16 protein-coding genes and 2 tRNA genes are annotated in these 17,754 nt (G+C 69.5%); 10 read left to right on the top strand and 8 right to left on the bottom strand.

Annotation, left to right across the window (positions count from 1 at the left end):
* Nucleotides 1-38: 38 nt before the first annotated feature.
* From LJE69_RS14435 to LJE69_RS14425, 3 genes are all read right to left on the bottom strand, one after another.
* Nucleotides 39-1,376, bottom strand: coding sequence for a DUF3422 family protein (locus LJE69_RS14435; protein ID WP_296926273.1), 1,338 nt, complete (start codon nucleotides 1,374-1,376; stop codon nucleotides 39-41).
* 599 nt (nucleotides 1,377-1,975) lie between these two features.
* Nucleotides 1,976-2,060 (bottom strand) — tRNA-Leu (locus LJE69_RS14430).
* Nucleotides 2,061-2,137: 77 nt separating this feature from the next.
* A tRNA-Cys gene (locus LJE69_RS14425) sits at nucleotides 2,138-2,211 on the bottom strand.
* Nucleotides 2,212-2,533: 322 nt separating this feature from the next.
* Between LJE69_RS14425 and rplU the strand changes: the two genes are divergently transcribed.
* The 4 genes from rplU to proB all read left to right on the top strand — a co-directional run bounded on the left by rplU (nucleotide 2,534) and on the right by proB (nucleotide 5,648).
* Nucleotides 2,534-2,848 carry a 50S ribosomal protein L21 gene (gene rplU, locus LJE69_RS14420; RefSeq protein ID WP_296926271.1) on the top strand — a complete coding sequence of 105 codons (315 nt, stop codon included), beginning with the start codon at nucleotides 2,534-2,536 and terminating at the stop codon, nucleotides 2,846-2,848.
* A 31-nt stretch (nucleotides 2,849-2,879) separates the two neighbouring features.
* A complete protein-coding gene (gene rpmA / locus LJE69_RS14415) occupies nucleotides 2,880-3,146 on the top strand; it encodes a 50S ribosomal protein L27 (RefSeq protein WP_296926268.1) in 267 nt (88 codons plus the stop codon).
* A gap of 268 nt (nucleotides 3,147-3,414) precedes the next feature.
* A complete protein-coding gene (cgtA, locus tag LJE69_RS14410) occupies nucleotides 3,415-4,488 on the top strand; it encodes an Obg family GTPase CgtA (RefSeq protein ID WP_296926266.1) in 1,074 nt (357 codons plus the stop codon).
* Between the two features lie 35 nt (nucleotides 4,489-4,523).
* A complete protein-coding gene (gene proB, locus LJE69_RS14405; protein WP_296926264.1) occupies nucleotides 4,524-5,648 on the top strand; it encodes a glutamate 5-kinase in 1,125 nt (374 codons plus the stop codon).
* Between the two features lie 91 nt (nucleotides 5,649-5,739).
* On the opposite strand, the gene LJE69_RS14400 is transcribed toward proB, so the two are convergent.
* Entirely contained in the window at nucleotides 5,740-6,135 is a 396-nt protein-coding gene (locus tag LJE69_RS14400) for a hypothetical protein (RefSeq protein ID WP_296926262.1), read from the bottom strand.
* A gap of 172 nt (nucleotides 6,136-6,307) precedes the next feature.
* Here LJE69_RS14400 and LJE69_RS14395 point away from each other — a divergent pair, with 172 nt between their 5' ends.
* From LJE69_RS14395 to LJE69_RS14385, 3 genes are all read left to right on the top strand, one after another.
* The gene (locus LJE69_RS14395) at nucleotides 6,308-6,976 is read left to right on the top strand and encodes a protein-L-isoaspartate O-methyltransferase (protein ID WP_296926260.1); all 669 of its coding nucleotides are present in this window, start codon (nucleotides 6,308-6,310) and stop codon (nucleotides 6,974-6,976) included.
* A gap of 51 nt (nucleotides 6,977-7,027) precedes the next feature.
* Nucleotides 7,028-7,351: a rhodanese-like domain-containing protein gene (locus tag LJE69_RS14390; RefSeq protein ID WP_296926258.1), complete on the top strand. Its 324-nt coding sequence runs from the start codon at nucleotides 7,028-7,030 to the stop codon at nucleotides 7,349-7,351.
* Nucleotides 7,352-7,453: 102 nt separating this feature from the next.
* Entirely contained in the window at nucleotides 7,454-8,032 is a 579-nt protein-coding gene (locus LJE69_RS14385) for an isochorismatase family protein (protein WP_296926255.1), read from the top strand.
* Nucleotides 8,033-8,302: 270 nt separating this feature from the next.
* Here LJE69_RS14385 and waaA read toward each other — a convergent pair whose 3' ends face one another.
* Both waaA and LJE69_RS14375 read right to left on the bottom strand, forming a co-directional pair.
* On the bottom strand, nucleotides 8,303-9,595 hold the full coding sequence (gene waaA, locus LJE69_RS14380; protein ID WP_296926253.1) for a lipid IV(A) 3-deoxy-D-manno-octulosonic acid transferase: 1,293 nt from the start codon (nucleotides 9,593-9,595) through the stop codon (nucleotides 8,303-8,305).
* A 52-nt stretch (nucleotides 9,596-9,647) separates the two neighbouring features.
* Nucleotides 9,648-11,207, bottom strand: coding sequence for a hypothetical protein (locus LJE69_RS14375; RefSeq protein ID WP_296926251.1), 1,560 nt, complete (start codon nucleotides 11,205-11,207; stop codon nucleotides 9,648-9,650).
* Between the two features lie 195 nt (nucleotides 11,208-11,402).
* Here LJE69_RS14375 and LJE69_RS14370 point away from each other — a divergent pair, with 195 nt between their 5' ends.
* Nucleotides 11,403-12,536, top strand: a complete 1,134-nt coding sequence (locus tag LJE69_RS14370) for a glycosyltransferase (RefSeq protein ID WP_296926249.1) — start codon at nucleotides 11,403-11,405, stop codon at nucleotides 12,534-12,536.
* Nucleotides 12,537-12,728: 192 nt separating this feature from the next.
* Here the strand turns inward: LJE69_RS14370 and LJE69_RS14365 are convergent, their stop codons facing one another.
* Entirely contained in the window at nucleotides 12,729-13,805 is a 1,077-nt protein-coding gene (locus tag LJE69_RS14365) for a glycosyltransferase (RefSeq protein WP_296926247.1), read from the bottom strand.
* Nucleotides 13,802-14,872, bottom strand: coding sequence for a glycosyltransferase family 9 protein (locus LJE69_RS14360; protein WP_296926245.1), 1,071 nt, complete (start codon nucleotides 14,870-14,872; stop codon nucleotides 13,802-13,804). The genes LJE69_RS14365 and LJE69_RS14360 overlap by 4 nt, the downstream gene beginning before the upstream one ends.
* 170 nt (nucleotides 14,873-15,042) lie before the next feature.
* Here LJE69_RS14360 and LJE69_RS14355 point away from each other — a divergent pair, with 170 nt between their 5' ends.
* Nucleotides 15,043-16,368 carry a capsular biosynthesis protein gene (locus LJE69_RS14355; protein ID WP_296926243.1) on the top strand — a complete coding sequence of 442 codons (1,326 nt, stop codon included), beginning with the start codon at nucleotides 15,043-15,045 and terminating at the stop codon, nucleotides 16,366-16,368.
* A 117-nt stretch (nucleotides 16,369-16,485) separates the two neighbouring features.
* On the top strand, nucleotides 16,486-17,739 hold the full coding sequence (locus LJE69_RS14350; protein WP_296926241.1) for an O-antigen ligase family protein: 1,254 nt from the start codon (nucleotides 16,486-16,488) through the stop codon (nucleotides 17,737-17,739).
* Nucleotides 17,740-17,754 lie beyond the last annotated feature (15 nt).

Here is a 17,754-nt window from a genome sequence, read left to right as displayed (position 1 = left end):
ACGACCTGAGATGGTCTCGGGGCTTGCGCACCGTTGCGCTAGCGCTCTTCATCGCGCTGCAACCGCTCCTTGGTGCGCTTGAGACCGAGCCAGACGCCGAGCAGGACCAGCGGCAGGGCCGCTGCGGTGCCGACGCCGGTGTCGAGCGGCACGCCGGCGGCGGCGATGCCCTTGAGCAGGTAGCCCACAAGCCCGACGCCGTAATAGCTGATGGCCACCACGGACAGCCCCTCGACGGTCTCTTGAAGGCGCAGCTGGAGCTTTGCGCGCCGAGCCATGGAATCCAACAAGCTGCGATTTTGCTCCTGCAGGCGCACCTCCACCCGCGCCCGCAGCAGCGCCGTCATGCGTGCGGCACGGTCGGCGAGGCTCTCCTGGCGCCGGGCGGTGGCGCGACAGGTGCTCACGGCCGGCGCCAGTCGCACCTCGAGAAACTCGGTGAAGGTGGGCAGGCCCTGGATGCGCTCCTGGCGCAGTTGCTGGAGCCGCTGCTGAACCACTTGGTGGTAGGCGACGGTGGCATCGAAGCGCGAGGCGGTGCGCGCGGCGACGGATTCGACCTCGGCGGCGACGTCGGTGAGCTCCCGCAACAAGGCGCGCTCGGACGTCGGCGCGGCGACCGCTGCTCCGGGCTCACCGCCGTTGGCACGCCCCATGCGCGCGGCCACATCGGCGAGCCGCCGCTCCGCATCGCTGAGTGCCGCCGCGGCGTCGCGCGCCGCCGGCAGCCCCAGCAGGGTCATGGCGCGATAGGTATTCAGGTCCAGCACGCGCTTCACCAGCCGGCCCGCCTGGGCGTCGGTGAGCCCGCGATCGCGCAGCAGCATACGACCGAAGCCGTCGTCGTGGATGCGCAGGTCCGACCAAGCCAGGCCGGCACCGCCCGCCACCTCGGCACCGATCACCGGGTTGCCGGCGAAAATGGTCATCAGGTCCGCGGGCGAGCGCTCCGGCATCTGCTCGGACTCCAGCACCAGCTGCACGGCGGCCACCACTTGGCCGGGCATTGCCGCAAGCCATTCCGGGGGCAGCCCCGCGAGGGGCTCGTCCGCGAACGGGTGTGCCGCCGCGCGCTCCGGCGACAACGCCCGCGAGAAGCCATAGGTGACGAACTCGGTGTGGCGCTCCCAGCGCAGGCGCCAGTCGCCGAGGTCGACAAAGAAATACTGCCCGACCTCCGCCGGCGGCGGCGCATCGACGCCAAAATGCTCCAGTAACCGCAGCAGGTGGGCGACATTGGCGCCGGTGCCCCGCTCGCCACATTGGTAGGCGAAGTGGCTCACCGCGACGGGCGCGCGCACCGGCTCGAAGGTGCGCACGTGCAGCTCCTGCGCGACGGCATAGCGCAAAGGATGCTCGGGAAAGGGCAGACTCATGGCGATGGGCCCCTCAGGTCCCTCAGGGATGGAGATAAGCGGCGCTACTCGCGGATGGCATAGGTCCGCAGACAGCGGCCGAGGCGTGATGCGACGGCAGCGCGTCAATCATCAGGGGCAGAAGGCTACGATGCCTTGCGCGGCGGCGCCACCGCAACCCGGCGACACCACCGCCCGGCATAATGGTCCGCGGCCCCGTCCCCGCCGGGGACGATGGCGGGTAGAACGGCTACAGCGACACGATCGTCATAGCGACCAAGCAAATCGCGGCCGAGAGGGTGCAAGCAGTCAAGAGCGCCGGTTGCGGCGCAGAGCAGGCGAAAGCCACGACCGCAGCGCGGCGGTCGGAGCGGGCGGGATTGCATCGGTTGCCCATGGTTATCTCCCTGCGTCACGGGACGGTGCGCGCCACCATCCCTACCATGAGCTTAGTCGATGCAATCGGCCTGACTGTGCCGCACGTCGCAATTTCGCCCATATTCATTAGGGAAAGCCACAATTCCCTCGTACCGAGCCCCACCGAAGACCGGCGGCACGGCGTCCAATTGGCAGGCATGCGCAGAGGCTTCGGGCATCTTTCTCGAGCGATGCCGGCGAAATGGTGCCCGGGACGGGAATCGAACCCGTAAGGCCGAAGCCGTTGGATTTTAAGTCCAATGCGTTTACCAGTTTCGCCACCCGGGCAGGCGTATGGAGGGCGATCTCGCGGCGGCGAGCGTCGAGAGGGAATCGAACTGGTAAGTATCGGGTAGGCGGGAAATTGGAGGCTGAGGTCGGAATCGAACCGGCGTACACGGCTTTGCAGGCCGCTGCATGACCACTCTGCCACTCAGCCCAAGCGTCTAAGTTTAAGCCGCGCAGAGGAGATTGTCACGCACGGACATCGGGTCCGAGAGGGTCCAGCGAGGGCTCAGCGCGGCCGGGCCACCACCGGCGCCCGGGCATGCGCTCCCCGGCATGCGAGCGCCAAGGGCGCCGAAAGCCTTGACTGAGCGGCACAAAGCCAGACATACTGGCGGGTCTTGAGCCGCACGCCAACTCAATGCGACGACGCCGATCGGCGGACGTTCCAGGGCGCCAGCTCCTCTCCCTTCGGATTCTTGAGACTCGGCGCGGACACCGGCTCGGACCGCGCAAGTTGGAAGGTAATTGGAAACATGTACGCAGTCATCGAAACGGGCGGTAAACAGTACCGCGTCGCCGAGGGCGACAAGCTGCGCGTCGAGAAGCTCGACGCGGAGGCCGGCACCAGCGTCGATCTCGACAAGGTGCTGATGATCGCGGACGGCGACAGCGTCAAGCTGGGCAAGCCGTTCATCGAGGGCGGCAAGGTCACCGCCGAGGTGGCCGGGCACGGACGGCACGACACGATCAAGATCATCAAGTTCCGCCGGCGCAAGCACCACCTGAAGCGCCAGGGCCACCGCCAGTGGTTCACGGAGCTGAAGATCACCGGCATCGCCGGCGCTTAACCGGCCGACGCCAGCAGCGAGGAGTTATTCCATGGCACACAAAAAGGCAGGCGGCAGTTCCCGCAACGGCCGCGACTCCGAATCCAAACGGCTCGGTGTCAAACGCTTCGGCGGCCAGCAGGTCTCCGCCGGCAGCATCATCGTCCGCCAGCGCGGCACCCGTTTCCATAACGGCGTCGGTGTCGGCTGCGGCCGGGACCACACCCTGTACGCGCTGACCGACGGCGAGGTGCGCTTCGAGACCAAGGGGCCGCGCAACCGCCGCTACGTGAGCGTGGTGGCGCCGGCACAGGGCTGAGGCGAAAAGCGGCACTGGGAGCGGCGCCGACACTACGCCGAGGCGCGCGGGGACATCCAATCGCCGCGCCGGCGCCGGTCAGCAGACGCGCCCGTCCCACGGCCTCAGGGCCGCGTCAAGCCCCGCCCAGGCGGGGCTTGCGCTTTTTGGGTAATCGTTTAGGCGCCACCAGACCAGCTTCGCCACGGCCTCACCACCGCCGCAACCCAGCCAGAGAAGCACCGTCCAGACGAGCCCCGTCCAAAGCAGCAGCGTCCAGAGAAACACCGTGAAATTCGTCGACGAGGCCAGGATTCGCGTTGAAGCCGGCAACGGCGGCGACGGCTGCGTGAGCTTCCGGCGCGAGAAGTTCATCCCCAAGGGCGGGCCGGACGGCGGCGACGGCGGCGACGGCGGCAGCGTCTACCTCGTGGGCGACGCAAACCTGAACACCCTGGTGGACTTCCGCCACAAGCGCATGCACCGGGCGCAGTCGGGCCGCTCCGGCATGGGCCGCAACCGCACCGGGGCCTCGGGCGCGGATGCCGTGATTGCGGTGCCGCTGGGCACCCGCGTCAGGGATGCCGAGACCGGCGAGGTGATCGGCGAGCTGCTGTCAGGCGACGATCGGCTGCGGGTCGCGGCGGGTGGCTTTCACGGCATCGGCAACGCCCGCTTCAAGTCGAGCACCAACCGCACGCCGCGGCAGTTCACGCCGGGGACGCCCGGCGAGCGGCGCGATCTGCACTTGGAGCTCTTGCTGCTCGCCGATGTCGGCCTGCTGGGCCTGCCCAACGCCGGCAAATCGAGCCTGATCCGAGCGCTCTCCAGCGCCAGACCCAAGGTCGCCGACTACCCGTTCACGACCCTGCATCCGAACCTGGGCGTGGTCAGCGTCGCCCCCCGGCGCAGCTTCGTCATTGCCGATATCCCGGGGCTCATCACCGGCGCCGCGCAGGGCGCGGGCCTCGGCACCCGATTTCTGAAGCACCTGGCACGCACGCGGCTGTTGCTCCACTTGGTGGACATCGCACCGTTGGACGCATCCGTCTCGGCCGCCGAGCAGGTGCGCACGGTGGCCGCGGAGCTTGCCGCCTTCGACCCGGACCTGGCAGCGAAAGAGCGTTGGCTGGTGCTGACGAAGATCGACCTCATCGACGCCGAGTCCCTGGCCGAGCGTCGCGCGACGCTGGTCCGCGAACTGAACTGGCACGGCGAGGTGCACGCCGTCTCGGCAACCACCGGCGCCGGCACGGCAACCCTGGCGGCGGCACTGATGGAGCGTCTCGACGCCCTGCCGCACCCGCTGCGCTCCGAGCCCGCGCCAGAGGCCGCCGATGCGGCCTGGCATCCGCTCGACTGAGTCGGATTCCTCCGGACACCGCAACCGAGGGCCACGTGTTTCACCGCACGCAGATCCCCGCCACGCGCCGCTGGATCGTCAAGATCGGCAGCGCCCTGCTGACGCGCGACGGTGCAGGGCTGGACCCGGAGGTCCTCGGCCCCTGGATCGCACAGATGGCCGCGCAGCATGCCGCCGGCCGCGAGGTGGTGCTGGTGTCTTCTGGCGCCGTCGCCCAAGGCATGGCGCGCATGGGCTGGCGACAGCGCCCGCAGTCACTGCACGCGCTTCAGGCCGCCGCCGCCATCGGCCAAATGGGCCTGATCCGCGCCTACGAGGACGGTTTCTCGCGCCATGGACTGCATACGGCGCAGGTGCTCCTGACCCGGGACGATCTCGCCGACCGCAAGCGCTACCTCAACGCCCGCAGCACCCTGCGCACGTTGCTCTCCATGGGCGTGGTGCCGGTGGTCAACGAGAACGACACCGTCGCCACCGACGAGCTGCGCTTTGGCGACAACGACACCCTCGCGGCATTGGTGGCCAATCTCGTGGAAGCCGATCTCTTGATCCTGCTGACGGACCAGGACGGGCTGTTCTCCGCCAATCCGCACCTGGACCCGGACGCCCTGCTGATCGACCGCGCCCGGGTCGACGACCCGCGACTGGACCGGGCCGCCGGCGGCAGCAGCGGCGCGTTGGGCACCGGCGGCATGATCACCAAGCTTCGCGCGGCGCGGCTCGCGGCACGCTCGGGCTGTGCCACCGTCATTGCCCCCGGGCGCCGCGCACAGAGCCTCAGCAGCATCGCGGCGGGGGCCGACGTGGGCAGCCTGCTGGTACCCGCCCAGGGACCCCAGGCGGCGCGCAAGCGCTGGCTCGCGGGCCATCTGCGTGTCACGGGCCGGCTGGTGCTCGACGACGGCGCGGTGAAGGCGCTGCGCGAGGGCGGGCGGAGCCTGCTCGCGGTGGGCGTAACCGGCGTCGACGGGCATTTCGCCCGCGGCGAGGTGGTGGCCTGCGTCGACAGCAAGGGCCAGGAGGTGGCGCGCGGCCTGGTGAATTACGACGCGCCGGACGCGATCCGCATCCAGGGCCTGCCCAGTAGCAAGTTCGAGGAAGTGCTCGGCTTCGTGGACGACGAGGAACTGATCCACCGGGACAACCTGGTGCTCCTATAGCGCCCGTGGCGCCTACCCGGGCCGCCGGCTGTCGTCGACCTTGCGACCGGCAGATGATGGATTGCGCGCAAGCCCGCCCGTCGCGAAGCCCTCACCGGGCTATCCAGCGCCCATCCTCGTGAGCGAGCCAGAGCTGCACCACATCGGTGGTGGGCTTACGGTCGCCGCGGCGGATGTGCCGCTCCACACGGCAGTCGTACTGCACCCCTTGCCCGCCCAGGCTACGGCAGCCGAGCTTCGTGAGGGTTTCAAGCACGACAGTTAACGGCGCCGCATCGGCTTCGCCCAACTGGGCGGCGCTGCGCGTGTTGATGTCCTCCAGGGTCGCGGCGTAGGCGGTCCGAATCTGCTCCTCGGTGGGCTCCTCCATCACCGTGGCGGCCTCCGAGCCTGCCGAGCGCCCCTGCGACAGCGCCTGGCCGACGGGCAGCGCTACGAGCGCGAGCGCCGCCCAAAGGCTTAGCACCTGCGATGGATATCTCTGCACGGCAAGCATCTCCGCTGCTGAATCTACGTGGATTGTAAGCCTCGGACGCGCCCCGCGCACGCGCCCCGTACACGGGAGGCGACGGCCCGCAAACTTGCCGCCGGCGCGTAAAAACCGTAGCCTTGGCGGGTTGCATTCCCCGTACAAAATAAGGGCCTTTTCGGAGAACCGCATGACCTCTCCCATCGAGATCGCACGCTTCAACATGATTGAGCAGCAGGTACGCCCATGGAACGTCCTGGACGAGGGCGTGCTGCGGGTCCTGGGCGAGCTGCCGCGGGAGGCCTTCGTGCCGGACGCCTACCAGGCGCTGGCGTATGCAGACATCGACATCCCCATCGGCACCGACACCTGCATGCTGCCGCCGAAGGTAGTGGGCCGGATGCTGCAGGCACTGCAGGTGCGCGAGGGCGACAAGGTACTGGAGATCGGCCCGGGCACGGGCTATGTCACCGCCTGCCTGGCGCGCCTGGGCGGCCGCGTGATCGGTGTCGAGATCGACCCCGCCCTGGCCGAAGGCGCCCGCGAGCGGATCGAAGCGCTCAACCTGCGCCGCGTCGAGGTGCGGGCCGGCGACGCCATGGCGGCCCCGGTGGACGGCGGCCCCTTCGACGTCATCGCCGTGACGGGCTCGGTCCCCACCGAAGAGCCGGTGCCGATGCTGGCACAGCAACTGGCGCCAGGCGGGCGCCTGTTCGTCATCGTCGGCGAGGACCCGGTCATGGAGGCGCGCCTGGAGACGCGCATCGGCTCGGGCAGCGATCTGCGCCGCGAGGCACTGTTCGAAACCTCCGTGCCGGCGCTCAGGAACGTGCCGCAGCCGGAGCGCTTCGTCTTCTGACGCCGCCCGCGCGCAAGTCACTCCCCCGGCACCACGCCAGCAGCACGCGACATGGTCCGCCAGGTCACCGCCCGCGCGCTGAACGCGCTGCTGCGCAGCGATGCACCGGCGCCGCAGTTGCTCGACGTGCGCGAGCACTGGGAATTGGACATCTGCCGGCTCGACGGCATCACTCACATCCCCATGCGGCAGGTACCGGGCGCGCTCGATCGGCTCGATGAGGAACGCCCGGTGGTGGTCATCTGCCACCACGGCATCCGCAGCCAACAGGTGGCACTGTACCTGGACCACCGGGGCTTCCGGCAGGTACTCAACCTCCAGGGCGGCATGGACGCCTGGGCCCACGAGGTGGACCCGGCAACGCAGACCTACTGAGCGCGCCGGCGCCTCAACAGCCAGCTACCCTGCGAGCCCCAGAACAACATTGACGGGCGCCCCGAGGGCTGCCCGCACAACGAGACGAGCGAGGTCACCACAATGAGCATTCATCAGGCACCCATGCCACTGTGCAACGCTGCTTTCTCGCAGCTGCTTATCATCGATGCGCAGGAGCGCCTGGCGGCAGCGATGCCGAAAGACGAGCTGGCCGTGACGGTCGCCAACATCAACCGGCTGATGGCCTCGGCGCAGATCCTGGACATCCCCATTATCTCCACCGAGCAATACCCGCAAGGCCTCGGCAAGACCATCGAGGCGATCCGCGACAACCTGCCCGCGACTGCCGCGCCCACCGAGAAGACCTGTTTCTCCTGCTGCACGGCCGCCGGCTTCGAGCGCGCGCTCACCAGCCAGCCCGAGCGCAAACAGGTGGTGCTGGTGGGTATGGAGGCACACATCTGCATCGTGCAGACCGCCTCCGGGCTGCAGCGCTGGGGCTACCAGGTGTTCGTCGCGGCGGATGCTATCTGCTCACGGCATCCGGCGAATCGCCAGAATGCGCTGGAGCGCATGCGCCACAGCGGCATCCACGTCACCAACACGGAATCCGCCGCCTTCGAGTGGCTCGGCGACTCCACCAACGCGAAGTTCCGCGAGGTCTCGCGGATGTTCAAGTAACCTCGGGTTGCGCCCGGAATCGCCCCGGCGCAGCCATGCTCCGGGGCGGCAAACAGTCATCGATAGCGCCTGAGAGCGACTGCTGACGACGTTCGACAGCAGGTGCGAAGCGCGATGGGTCCATCCGCGGCTTGGTGCGCCAAGACGCCCAAAACGCTCCATTGCGGGATCGGAATCGAGGCGTGGATCGATGCCGATAGCGATTGCGATAGCGATTTCGATAGCGATTTCGATGGGCCATCCGAGGACAGCCAGAGCGCACTCGCGAATCTAATGGGAGGGCTTGGGCGCGCGCGGGCGCTTGCCCGCGAGGCAGACGTCGACAAGGGCCGAGACGCGGTCGAGGGCGCCGCTGTTTTCGGCAATGACGCGGCGGCCCTCCTCGCCGACACGCGCCCGCTCGGCGGCATCGCCGAGCCAGCGCAGCAACACCCGCGTCAACGCCTGCGCGTCGGCCACCTGTAGCATCGCGCCGCGCTCACAGAGCAGCCGCGTGATCTCGGCGAAATTGAAGGTGTGCGGCCCGCTCACCACCGGCAGCCCCGCCGCCGCCGGCTCCAGCAGATTGTGCCCGCCCGTAGGCACCAGGCTCCCTCCCACGAAGGCCACATCCGCGGCGGCGAAGAATAGCGCCAGCTCGCCCATGGTATCGCCGAGGTAAACCGCCGTGTCGGCACCACATGGCTCCTGCACGCTCCTGCGTGCCAATGACAGGCCCTGGCGCCGCACCAGCGCGCCGACGCGCTCGAAGCGCTCCGGATGCCGCGGCACCAGCACCAGCAGCGCAGTCGGCATTTCGGCGCGAACGCGGGCATGCACGGCGAGGACCTGTTCCTCTTCGCCCTCGCGGGTGCTGGCGGCCACCCAGACAGGCCGCTCGTTACCCCAGGCGCGGCGCAGCGCCTCGGCACGATCGGTCACACTGGCCGGCGGCCGCAGATCGAACTTGATGCTGCCGGTGACGGCGATGCGTCCCGGTTCGACACCGAGCCGCACGAAGCGCCCGGCGTCGGTCTCGCTCTGCGCCGCGATGCAGGCGAAGCGCCGCATGGTCTCGGCGCTGAAGCCGGCCACCCAAGCGTAGCGGCGCGCTGAGCGCTCCGAGAGACGGGCATTGATCAGCATGCTGCGAATACCGCGCTCGGCACAAACCGCGAGCATGTTCGGCCAGATCTCGGTCTCCATCACCAGCACCGCTCGCGGCTGGGCGCGGTCCAGGAAGCGCCGCATGATGCCGGGCAGGTCGAACGGGGTGTAGCGGTGCTGCACCGCGTCGCCCAGCGAGTCGTGCAGCCGGGCCGCGCCGGTGGGCGTGGTGGTGGTCACGAGGATGTTGTGGCCCCGCCGCAGCAAATGGCGCAGCAGCGGCAGCGCCGCCTGCACCTCGCCCACGGAGACGGCATGCACCCAGAGCTCCGCCGGCCGTGGCGGAGCGGGCTCCAGGGCCAGTCGCTCCCGCCAGCGCTCCCGATAGGCGGGCGCCCGGCGGCTGCGCCAGGCGAGCCGCAGCAGCGCCAGCGGGATGAGCAGCCCGACGAGCAGGGAATAGAGTCGGCGTGACAAGACGCGGTCGCGGTCGGGCCGGCCGGCGGCCGGCCCGATGCGTGCGGCAGGCTTACATGGTGGACGCCGGTGCGGCAGGCGTGCCGGCTGGGCTTGACGAAGCTGGGCTCGACGAAGTCGGGCCGGCCTTAGGGAGCAGGTCCATCAACTCGGCCGGCACCGCCTTCTCCAACGTGCCTTGCTCAATGGCCATTTCCAGCCAAGGCTGTTGGAGCGCGAGCAGGCTCCAGACCATGACGACACCCACCGGCCACGCCAGCAACGCCGGCGGCTGCGACGAGCGGGAGCGCATCACCAGCCAAAGCCAGATCACTGTCACCGCAGCGGCGGTGATATAGACCGCCGGCTGCCAGTGGAAGCTGTACTCCATGGGCAGATAGGTGCCGAGACCCTCGACCGGCGGCGGCGTGCCCTTGTATAGCAGCCAGACCCAAGCCCCCCACAGCGCCACTGCGATGACGCCGAACAGGAGCACGGACAGCCAGTGCGCCGGCCAAACGAACAAACGCGGCAGCCGCTGGATGCCGCCGGCTCCGATCACCGCGATGGGCACCAGCAGCGCGAGACCATGGATGGGGCTGGTAGCCTGGTTGGTGATCACCAGCGCCCAGCCCACCAAGGCCACCACCAGCGCCGCGCGCACGCCTGAGAAACCGAACAATGCGCCGGGGCGAAGCACCAGCGACAGCACCGCCATCAGCCAAGCCGGAAAGGCCATGACGAGAAACACCCACAGCCACTCCAGCTGCGACTGCGCTGTACCGAGGCCGAAGCCGTCCTGGAAGCGGTCGATGTTGTTGGTGAACAGCCACACTTCATACAGGTGCGGATCGCGCTGGTAGAGGAGCCAGGGCCAGATGATCAACCAGGGCAGCGCGAACAGCAGCGCCAACAGGAAGCCCTTGAGGTAGCGGCCGAACTTGTGGAAGAGCAGCAGGATCGGCATCAGCACCGCGGCCACGAGCAGCACCACGGGGCCGAACAGGCCCGTCGACATGAAGGCGACACCGGCACCGGTGCCAAGCCAGAGACCGCCCCAGAAGACCTTGCGCGGCAGGAGTGCCAAGCCGTAGAGCGCCATCGCCATGCCCGCCATCAGGGCGTTGTCCGGAATCATGTCGTGGCCGAACCAGACGATGCCGAGGGTACCGATGAGCAACAGCACGGCAATGGAACCGACGTCCGGGACAGGGGTATCGTCGCCGGATCGCCAGGCTGCACGGGCGAACAGCGCGGTAAAGAACAGCGTGATTGCCAGGAACACACCGCTGGCGATGCGCGCCGCCTGCTCCGGCGGCAGCGTGTCTGCCGGCACATAGCGCCCCGCGGCGTGCGCGATGGCCGCGCCGGTGATGTAGTAGAGCGGCGGCGACTTGAGCGCCGGCTGGCCGTCCACCTGAGGCTCCACGTAGTCGCCGGTCTCGAGGATGCTGTTGACGGCGGCCAGGGAGTACGCCTCGTCCTTGGTCCAGGGCTGGTGCCCGATGAGTCCGGAGGCGACGAACGCGCCAGCCAGCAGCAGGGTCAGAAACCAAAGCCAGGAGCTCTGGCCTGATGAAGCTTTGGCCGCGGAGGTGTCCCCGGCGGCGGAATTATTCGCTGTTTTTGCCATCTATAAATCCTCACTGCCAGCGCGGGATAGACTATAGCACAATGGCCCCTGCGCTTCGGCGGGGCTCGGCTCGCCATTGTACCGGGCCACCGGGGGCCACTGCCCCGGACGCGTGCCTCGAAGCTGTCCCCGATCATGGCCCGCGCACCTGCGCCCGGGCCGGCCCACAGCGCGCGGATTGCGTCAAGGTCACTGATGTCACAACACGAACCGCGGATCAGCGTGCTCGCCTCCTTCTCCGGCGCCGGCGGCGTCGAGCGCATGCTCGTCAACCTGCTGCAAGGCTTCGCCGAGCTCGGCCGGCCCGTGGACCTGCTTACCATCCGCACGGAAAGCCCACACCTGCAAGACCTGCCGGCATCGGTACGCCGCATCGACCTCGGCGCTCGCCACAGCCTGGCGGCCGCGGGCGCCCTCGCCCGGCACCTGCGCAGCGAGCGGCCGGCGGTGCTGCTGGCCGCGAAGGATCGCGCCGGGCGCGCCGCGGTGCTGGCACGCAAGCTCGCGCAGGTGCCCGTGCCCATCGTCATGCGCCTCGGCACCGACCTGTCCGGTGCGCTCGCCCACCGGCACCCGCTGCGGCGCTGGCTGCGCACCGCCCCGGCGCGGCGGAGCTGGCGGCAAATCGAGCACATCATCGCCGTGTCGGAGGGTGTGGCGGATGACACCGCGCGGGTCGCGGGCTTGCCGCGCGAGCGCATCAGCGTCATCCGCAATCCGGTCATCACGGCGTCGCTCGCCGCGCGGGCGGCCATGCCTTGCCCGCACCCCTGGCTCAGTCCCGAGGCCCAGGCGGCGGCGCCGGTGATCCTGGGCGCCGGCCGGCTGGAGCGGCAGAAGGACTTCCCGACCCTACTGCGTGCCTTTGCATCGTTGCGCGCCCGGCGACCGGTCCGGCTGGTGCTGTTGGGTGAGGGCGCCTGGCGCGAGCGCCTGACGGCGCTGGCAAAGACGCTCGGCGTCGCCGCGGACGTGGATCTGGCGGGCTTCCGGCCGAATCCCTACCCGTTCCTGGCCAGTGCGCGGCTGTTCGCCCTGTCCTCGCGGTGGGAAGGCTCGCCCAACGTGCTCACCGAGGCCATGGCCCTCGGCACGCCGGTGGTGGCGACCGACTGTCCGAGCGGGCCACGCGAGATCCTCGCCGGTGGCCGCTACGGCCCGCTGGTGCCCATGGGCGACGTGCGGGCACTGGCCACGGCGCTTGCGCAGGCGCTGGATGCGCCATTGGCGCCTGCCGTGCTGAAGGCAGCGGTGCAAGAGTATGCCGCCGTCGTGAGCGCCCGGCGCTATCTGGCAGTGCTCGACCGGGTGGCGGAGCAGCGTGGCTAGTGCTTCGCTGCGGAAATTCCGAGACCGGGCTCCGTCGTTGTCGTTGTCGTTGTCGTTGTCGTTCGTAAATCGGAGTCGTCATCGAATATCCGCTCGGTTGAGCCCAGGATTACGAGACCGACCACGACAACGACATGAGACGGTCTCGGGACTTGCGCGCTGTTGTACCAGCACGCTCGCGCCCGATGGCCGCTAAAGCAGCTCCCGATAGACGGCCAGATTGCCGTTGACCATGCCTTCCACCGAGAAGGACTCGCGCACCAGCCGCCGCCCGCCGGCGCCGAGCCGGGTCCGCAGCGCGGGATCGCGAAGCAACTCGTGCACGGCCGCGGCCAGGCGCGCCGGGTCGCCCGGCGGCACCAGGCGGCCGTTGACGCCGTCCTGCACCGCCTCGGGGATGCCGCCGACGGCGCTCGCGACGATGGGCACGCCGGCCGCGGCGGCCTGCAGCAGCGACACGCCGAGGCCCTCCATCAGCGCCGGATGGACGACGATGTCGAGACAGGACAGCAACCCGGCGAGGTCCTCGCGGAAGCCCATCAGCCGCACCCGCGCGGCGAGCCCGCGGTCGTCGATCTGCTCCTGCAACGCGCCCGCCAGCGGCCCCTTGCCGAAAAAGAACACCGCCAGGCGCGGGTGCACGGCGAGCAGGCGCGGCAGCGCATCCAGGAGCACCTGGTGACCTTTGCGCTCGATCAATTGCGCGATGACGCCGATGGCGGGCGTGTCCGCCGCGAGGTCGAGCTCGTCGCGGCAGTGCATCGGGTCGCGCGGCCCGTCGTAACGCGACGCGGCCACCGCGCTGCGCACGACGCGCAGCTTGTGCTCCGGCAGGCCCTCCGCGCGCAACACCCGCGCGATGCCCTCGGAGATGGCGACCACACGGTCGTGGAGGCGGTATTTCCAAGCCACCAGCCAACGCGGCTCCGGATTGTCCACGCGCCGGGTGTGCACGACGGGCAGACCGCGGCGACGTGCCGCGATGCCGCCCATGACGTCGGCACCGATGCGGCTGTGCAGGTGGACCAGATCGGGACTGCACGCGTCCATCAGCCGGCCCAGCCGGCCGATGAGGCCGAAATCGAGGTCGCCTCGCATCGCCATGCCGTGCACCGCTGCGAAGGGCGCGGCTTGGCGGGCGAGATCACACCCGCTACGGCAGGCAAGATGGTTCTCGATGCCCTGGGCGGCGAGCCCTTCTAGCAGGTACAGCACCTGCTTGGCGCCGCCGTAGAGCTCGGCGCCGCCCTCCACGTGCAGGATCTTCATGTCCGCAACCCCGGCAGTTGGCGCAGCGCCGCCAGCACCTCTTCGGTGCCGATGTCACGCATGCAGTCGAAGCGCCCGTCGCACGTGGGCCGGCGGCGGCAGGGCGCGCAGGCGCGGGCATGGTAGAGCACGCGGGCGTCGGCGCGAGTGGTATCGGTGTACGGGCAGGTGGCGCCGAATAGCAGCAGGGTGGGCCGCCGGAGTGCAATACCCATGTGGCTCAGGCCCGTGTCCACGCCCACCACCGCGCGGCTGCGGGCGATCAGCGCCGCCGCCTGCGACAGCGAGGTGCTGCCCGCGAGGTTGACCGCCGCAGTGCCCGCGGCCGTGGCCATCTTCTCACCGGCGGCACGATCCGCCGGTCCGCCCAGCAGGGCCACGGGCAACCCGTGCTCGTCCCGGACCCGCACCGCGAGCCCGGCCCAGCGCTCGGCGAGCCAGTGCTTCTGCGGCCGCGTGGTGAACGGACAGGCCGCGATGAAGCCGTCGCCGAGGCCATGGGCGTCCAGCATCCGGCCGGCGGCCGCGGCGGCGTCGGACCCATAGTGCATGGCCATGCCGAAGTCGTCGACATCCAGCCCCAGTGCAGCGGCCAGGAACAGGTACTCGGAGCCGATGCGCGCGCTCTCAGGCCGTGGCGCGAGCACGCGGGTCATCAGCAGCCCGCTGCCCTCGCGCGAGCCGAGGCCGATGCGCCGCCGCGCACCGGAGAGCCAGGTGAGCGCCCCGCTCTTCAGCAGACCCTGGAGATCCAGCGCGAGGTCGAAGCGCTGGCGCCGCAGCAGCCGGCGCAGTGCGCCGATCTCCCGCAGGACCTGCCGGAGCTGCCCTCGCCGCCAGTCCCGGCGCCAGCGGCGGATCGGACAGGGAATGACGAGGTCCAGGTCCGGATGCGCCGCCAGCAGCTCGCGGTACTCCGACTGCACCAGCCAGGCGATGCGCGCCTGCGGATAGGTGCGGCGCAGGGCCGCGATGAGCGGCGTCGCGAAGAGGACGTCGCCGATGGCGGAGAGCCGGACGATCAGGATGGAGGCGACCCGCCCTGCCTGCGGTGTAACCTCGTTCATCTGCGAGCCACTTGCGACAACCTTGCAGAGAAGCCGATGATTGGATGAAGCCTGTTCGGAATCGGGGTCGGCATCGAGCCTGGCCCAGGGGGTCGAGCCCGTCGGCGTTGCCCGAACACAACCGCCACGATAGCCGCAGTTGCGCCCGCACGCACGGGTCTCAGTTGGACATGCCGCGCCGAACCATCGCCTTCATCGACCCGGGAATGCGCCTGGCGCCGTTCCTGTGCGCCGCCAGCGCGGAACTGCCCGCAACAATACAGTCGGCGTTCTATGCGCGCCGCCCGAAACCGCGCAGCATCCTGCGCAACTGCGGACACGCCCCGGCGCCCGAGCGCATCGGCGCCCTTCGGCGGCGGCGCGGGGCAGCGGGGTCGTATTGGCATGCTCCAGACATCGATCCGGATGCACTGATGGCGGGCCTGCGCCTGCCGCGGCACCGGGAGGCAGTGGCAACGGCCAGCCCCGAGTATCGGGCCGTGGAGCGCTCGGTGCGTGACTTTCTCGACCACAGAGCACCGGACGGCCTGTTCTGTTGGAACGGCTCCGGACTCGCCGCGGGTATCGCGGCGCAGATCGCAGGCTACCACGGCATACCCGTCGCCTACGGCGAGAACGGTTACCTGCCCGGCACCATGCAGCTCGATCCCATGGGCGTCAATGCGGCGGCCTCCTTCGGCCCCGCCCACACCCGTCTCGAGCAGATACTCGCGCTGCAATGGACGGACAGCGAGCGCGACACCCTGCGCCAGCTGCTGGACGGCTATCGGCGTGGCGAGCGCGTGGCGCCGCGGGTACCGCGCCCGCGCGAGCTCAGCGCCTCGCCGCTCGCCTACCTGGTGCAGGCGCTCATCGATCTTCGCGACCGCGAGCCGCGCCGGCGGATCAATCGCCTGGTGCCGCATCCGCCGCCGGCGCTGCCGGAGCGCTTCGTGTTCTTTCCGCTCCAAGTCCGCCAGGACAGCCAGTTGACGGTGCACTCGCCCGTCTACGGCCCGCGCCTCGACGAGGCCATCGCGGACCTGGTGGCGGCCCTGGCCGAGGTGGCCCCGGATACCGGCCTGGTGGTCAAGCTGCACCCGGCCGACCGGCACAAAACGGACTACGACCCAGTGATCCGGCGCTTTCCGCAGGTGCTCTGGCTCGACGGCGGCGACGTGCGCCGCATCCTGCCGGCGGCGGCGGCCGTGGTTACGGTAAACTCCACGGTTGGCCTGGAGGCGCTGGTATTCGACCGGCCTGTCATCGTACTCGGCAACGCCGCGTACGGGTTCGACGGCCTCGTGCACCGGGTCGCCGGGCGCGCCGAGGTCGGCGCCACACTGGCGCGGGCACTGAGCCGCGCCCCCAACGCCGAGACGACGTTCAAGTATCTGTTGTTCCTCTATTTCAAGGCATTCGCCCACGCACATCCCGGCGACTACTCCACGGGCTCGAAACAGCAATTCTGTGCGCGACTGCTGGAGACACTGAAGCTCGCCGACACCACCGACTGACCGCGTCGCCGCGGCGTCCCTGGCCGTCCCGGCCCATGACCGCGGCCGCGCGGCATGACGCCAACACGGCCGCAGCGACGCGTCCGCAAGCACGCATTTGCAGGACAAGCCAACACCATGATGCACAGCGATCGCGATTCGAGCGGGCCGCCCGCCGCACAGTTCTGGTCGCGCGTCGCGGCGTCCTGGCCGGTGGCAGCGGCAACGCTGCTGCTGCTGTTCTTCTCCATCGCGGAGCTGTTTCGGTTCTTTCTCGCGGTGCTCGCGCTGGGCGGCGTCTTTGTGCTGCTGCGGCGGCGCGAGTGGCCGCGGGAGCGCTGGTTCCTGCTCTTCGCCGCCGCCTTCGCGTGCCTGTGGATACCGATGCTGGTGTCCGTGTTGGACGCGGAGTACCCGCAGGTGGCCGCGACCGCCACCGCCCGTTACCTGATCTACCTGTTGGCCGGCTACCTCTGGATCGGCGCCTTCGTGCGCTACGGCACCACGCGTGCCCTGCTCGCCGGGGCCTTCGCGGTCCTGTTGTACTGGGGGGCGGATGCGCTGTTTCAGTTCGTGACCGGCGTCGACTTCTTCGGCAATGAGGCCTTCGCGGGCGAGCGTCTGTCCGGCATGATGGGGCCGCGCCTGACGGTGGTGCTGGCGGCCATGTCGCCGGTGTTCTTCCATGCGCTGGTGCGCTTCGGCACGCGCCGGCGGCCCCTGTGGCTGTTGGTGTTTCCATACCTGCTGGTGGTCCTCTACGGCGGCAGCCGCATCGCCTGGATGCTGATGCTGCTTTCCCTGGCGCTCTACAGCGGACTGCTGCTCGCCATGGGCATCCGACTGCGGCTGCGCCGCGTCGCACTCATCGTGTCCGTGGTGATGGTGGTGGCCGCCATCGCCGTGGCGCAGACGAACTGGCTGGAGAAGCGCGTCGTGCGCCTGGGCGGACTCTTCTCGGGCGATTACGCGCAGGTCAATGCCGCGGTGAACAACCGGCTGCCGCACTGGCAGGCAGCGGCGCGGATGTACGCGCACCATCCCGTCAACGGCATCGGTGTCAGGAACTACAAGTTCTCATACCCCGACTATTCCAACGGCGACAAGGTTTTCCGCGGCCAGCCGCACCTGTTCCTGCTGGAGGTGGCGGCGGAGACCGGCACCATCGGCCTCTTCGGCTACGCGCTGTTCCTGGTGCTGATCGCCACGGCGATCATGCACCTGACGCGGCGCCGGCAGTACGAGGCCGTGCCCTGGGGCATCGCCCTGCTGCTCGCCGCCTTCCCGCTGAGCGCGACCCTGTCGCTGTATGCCCACTTCATGTCCGCGCTGATCTGGTATCTGGCCATGGTCTTCTTCGGGGTCGCCGCGCGCGAAGCCGAGGCGCCATGATCCACACCCTACAAG

This window comes from Thiohalocapsa sp. (assembly GCF_022340605.1).
Lineage (GTDB): Bacteria > Pseudomonadota > Gammaproteobacteria > Chromatiales > Chromatiaceae > Thiohalocapsa.
The sequence above is the reverse complement of the archived record's forward strand: the minus strand, read 5'-3'. Positions and strand labels throughout refer to the sequence as shown.

Coding starts and splice junctions, on each gene's coding strand:
- LJE69_RS14370 (WP_296926249.1), top strand. CDS start 11,403: ATGTCACAACACGAACCGCGGATCAGCGTGCTCGCCTCCTTCTCCGGC.
- LJE69_RS14355 (WP_296926243.1), top strand. CDS start 15,043: ATGCCGCGCCGAACCATCGCCTTCATCGACCCGGGAATGCGCCTGGCG.
- LJE69_RS14385 (WP_296926255.1), top strand. CDS start 7,454: ATGAGCATTCATCAGGCACCCATGCCACTGTGCAACGCTGCTTTCTCG.
- LJE69_RS14390 (WP_296926258.1), top strand. CDS start 7,028: ATGGTCCGCCAGGTCACCGCCCGCGCGCTGAACGCGCTGCTGCGCAGC.
- LJE69_RS14395 (WP_296926260.1), top strand. CDS start 6,308: ATGACCTCTCCCATCGAGATCGCACGCTTCAACATGATTGAGCAGCAG.
- rpmA (WP_296926268.1), top strand. CDS start 2,880: ATGGCACACAAAAAGGCAGGCGGCAGTTCCCGCAACGGCCGCGACTCC.
- rplU (WP_296926271.1), top strand. CDS start 2,534: ATGTACGCAGTCATCGAAACGGGCGGTAAACAGTACCGCGTCGCCGAG.
- LJE69_RS14365 (WP_296926247.1), bottom strand. CDS start 13,805: ATGAAGATCCTGCACGTGGAGGGCGGCGCCGAGCTCTACGGCGGCGCC.
- LJE69_RS14375 (WP_296926251.1), bottom strand. CDS start 11,207: ATGGCAAAAACAGCGAATAATTCCGCCGCCGGGGACACCTCCGCGGCC.
- LJE69_RS14435 (WP_296926273.1), bottom strand. CDS start 1,376: ATGAGTCTGCCCTTTCCCGAGCATCCTTTGCGCTATGCCGTCGCGCAG.
- LJE69_RS14360 (WP_296926245.1), bottom strand. CDS start 14,872: ATGAACGAGGTTACACCGCAGGCAGGGCGGGTCGCCTCCATCCTGATC.
- LJE69_RS14350 (WP_296926241.1), top strand. CDS start 16,486: ATGATGCACAGCGATCGCGATTCGAGCGGGCCGCCCGCCGCACAGTTC.